General features: G+C 41.7%; 3 protein-coding genes. All 3 read left to right on the top strand.

The genetic code is table 11. From position 1 onward, the window contains the following. Positions 1-450 precede the first annotated feature (450 nt). The 3 genes from IH598_02755 to IH598_02745 all read left to right on the top strand — a co-directional run bounded on the left by IH598_02755 (position 451) and on the right by IH598_02745 (position 3,083). Complete coding sequence (locus tag IH598_02755) at positions 451-1,110, top strand: hypothetical protein (GenBank protein ID MBE0637418.1); 660 nt, start codon at positions 451-453, stop codon at positions 1,108-1,110. Between the two features lie 408 nt (positions 1,111-1,518). Then, positions 1,519-1,686, top strand: coding sequence for a hypothetical protein (locus tag IH598_02750; protein MBE0637417.1), 168 nt, complete (start codon positions 1,519-1,521; stop codon positions 1,684-1,686). A gap of 347 nt (positions 1,687-2,033) precedes the next feature. Further along, positions 2,034-3,083 carry a site-specific integrase gene (locus IH598_02745; protein MBE0637416.1) on the top strand — a complete coding sequence of 350 codons (1,050 nt, stop codon included), beginning with the start codon at positions 2,034-2,036 and terminating at the stop codon, positions 3,081-3,083. Positions 3,084-3,319 lie beyond the last annotated feature (236 nt).

The following is a 3,319-nucleotide window of genomic DNA, read 5'->3' as shown; positions in this document are numbered from 1 at the left end:
GGAAAAGGCCTCAGAATGACAACCAAACAACAGGTAACCAAAACAAATAATCAACACAAAAACTGGTGAATTACTTTTGCGAAAAACTGATGAAACACAATTGCGAAAAACTGATGAAATTAAATTTGCTATTTACAGAAGAGAGAATACTCCCCCTTTAGGGGGCTGGGGGGTCAAATTCCACCGCTCCCCCTACCCCTAAAGGGGCGAACCGGCGCACAATTCAACCAACCCTTTTGTAAATAGCAAATTTACTTTCCTCAATTTTTCGCAATTGCTTTTCACCAGTTCTTCAGCAAAATATTGAGGTCAGGTATGCAGATGGTTACTATCAAATTTATTACAGATACATTACAGATTCGGTATTACTTTATTACAATGATGTATTTAAACGAATTTGTTATATATTTGTAAACAGATTGAATATAGTAATATTTAAATTTTACCAAGATGGGAAAAGTAAGTGCCCAAATGCTTAACGGGTTCAGTGGCCGACTGGGGAATGTGGTTGGTTGTCTTCGGTATGGTAAATACTATCTCCGGACGTTACCGGAGAAGGTAAATCAGCCCAACACGCCAAAACAGATGGCACAGCGCATGCGTTTCAGGTTGGTTCAGGAACACCTGGCACCCTATCGTGAGTTTCTTCGGATCGGCTTTGGAGGGTTTGCCACCGGGAGATCAGCCTACAGCGCTGCTTTGTCGCATAACCTCAGGCAAGCTATAACAGGCGATTATCCCAACCTTTCAGTGGATCCTGCCAAAGTGTTGTTGAGCCATGGGTCACTGCCCGATGCTCAGCTGGCATCTTTGGTTGCTGAAGAGAGCAGCCTTCTGTTCCTATGGCAACCGGCCGATGAAAACAATCCCGGCGACCGTGTCATCACAATCGCTTTTTGTAAAGCATTTATGCAGGCTGTGTGGAAATTCAGCCAGACAAAAAGGGAGGATGGTGAACCAAGGGTAGAACTGCCTGCCGGCTGGCGAAACAATGACGTAAGTGGTTACATCGGATTTTACAACGATCGGATTTTGGGCGCCGGCATCAAACCGGAATGGATTTCAGATAGCAGTTATGCCGGAACTGTAATCTTCCGCGGAGTGAAATGACCTGAAGAACCCGTTTTTTCCGGATCAGAAAAGGTTTACCTTTACGCTGTTGGTGAACCAAGATGAATTTGAATGTAGTCCACAATCAATTTTTGAATTACTGAAGTTTAGCATAGCTTATCCTATTCTGTGTATCAATAGGATTAAAAATCTTACACTTAATTATAAATTGATTTACAACATGTTAACATTTTCATTTTATGAAAACAATCGTAGGCAAAAACTTTGTGACTTCGTGACTTCGTGGCACTTTGTATTTTTGCCACTCACAAAGTGATGCCTGTGGCACAAGGGACTAAGACACGAAGAATCAAAGTTAAAACATTATATTTCAACGTGTTATCGTCAATCAGAAAACCAGCGAAACTGCTGTGAATGAGTGCTGTTTAGGTTTCAAATCATTTTATATTGGATAATATCGGAATAAAAAGTGAATTAGAAATGAACACTTACATCATTCAAACAGCAATAAGTGGACGACCAAAAAGTCTTATCCATGGAGGATTAAAACCGGCAACAACTGCATCAGTATCCGAAATGCCTATTTTGAATGTTTTTAAATTAACTTTTATGTGAAAGTAATTGTAAAAACTTCAACATTTCTTCTTACTTTCGCTTACTGAAAAAGTGACGAAAACGTCCTCTTTTTCCGGCACATTTTATGGTAAGTTCATTTTCGGTAAAATGTGCCCCAAAGCCTTGTCATTAAAGGCTTTGCGTTGGTTCACGACATGTGACTGACGGGGCGGTGCTGTGCCGGAGCGTAAGGTTTTCGGGAATAGCGGTGGGTAGTGAATGTTGAGTTTTGTGAGCACACCATGACACAAAAACCTGAAATAAAACTAATCAACGATGTACACCACAAAAAACCTGTGGTGAGCCTGGTATTTGCATTCAACCAGGAGCTGATCAACAGGGTAAAAATGCTTGAAGGGGCTGCATGGAGTCATAGCCGCCGCTTTTGGTACATTCCGGCTGAGCAGTTCAGGTTGAGCGAGGTGTTCAACGCATTAAACCCGGTGGCCTGGCTGGATTACTCGGCGCTGAAAAGCGAAAAAACAACCACCGGTGAATATCCTGTGGAAAACAAAGCTGAAAATGAGATAACAGAAAAGCAACAACGCATTTTATCTCAGGAAACCATTACAAAATTGGATGAATTCCACCGATGGCTTGCGCACAAAAGGTACAGTCCTTCGACCATAAAAACCTACCTGGGAGCCCTAAAAAGCTTTTTGCAATACACAGCCCACAAAGCGCTGGCAGAAATCGGCAACGAGGATGTGGTGGCTTATGTTAATGATGTGATTATTGCCAATCACCTCAGTTTTGCTTACCAAAACCAGACCGTGAATGCGTTGAAACTCTTTTTCAGGGAGGTGATGAAGGGCAAGATTGAAGTGGAAAAAATTGAACGCCCGAGGCGTGAGCATAAACTTCCGAATGTATTGAGTAAATCCGAGGTGAAAGCCATTTTGGATGCACCGGTCAACCTGAAACACCAGGCCATGCTGAGCCTGATTTATGCCTGCGGCCTGCGACGCAGTGAACTCCTTAATCTTAAACCAGAACATGTGGATTCAAAGCGCGGGCTGTTGATCATTAAACAGGCAAAAGGACGCAAAGACCGTGTTGCACCGATTTCCGAAAAACTCATCACCTTACTCAGAGATTACTATAAAAAGTATCACCCGCAAACCTGGATGTTTGAGGGACAACAGGGAGGAACCCAATACGCTGAGGCAAGCCTGGCAAAAGTTTTACAAAGCGCATGTGCAAAAGCAAACATCAAAAAGGCCGTAACATTACACTGGCTAAGGCATTCTTATGCAACACATTTACTGGAAAGCGGCACCGATCTCCGTTACATACAGGAACTCCTTGGGCACAAAAGCAGTAAAACAACAGAAATCTATACCCACGTCACCGACAAAAGCCTGCAAAAAATTAAATCGCCCTTTGACGATTTGTGAAAAATACTAATTTTGAAAAAATAAACCTGAACAAATGGTAAGGTTACCCAGACATATTTGGAAGTATTCGTTACCTTTGGTAAGGTTACAAGAGTGTTATGCGCAAGGGTAACAAAGACACAGACACACAGGAAAATATAAAACTATGAAATTTGATAAATACAATAGAACGGCAAGAATTTACCCATCAATTATAATCTTGATTCCTTTTCTGATTTTTACAATCTATTGTGATA

The sequence above is a fragment of the Bacteroidales bacterium genome, assembly GCA_014860585.1.
In the GTDB taxonomy this organism is placed as follows: domain Bacteria; phylum Bacteroidota; class Bacteroidia; order Bacteroidales; family 4484-276; genus RZYY01.
The sequence above is the reverse complement of the archived record's forward strand: the minus strand, read 5'-3'. Positions and strand labels throughout refer to the sequence as shown.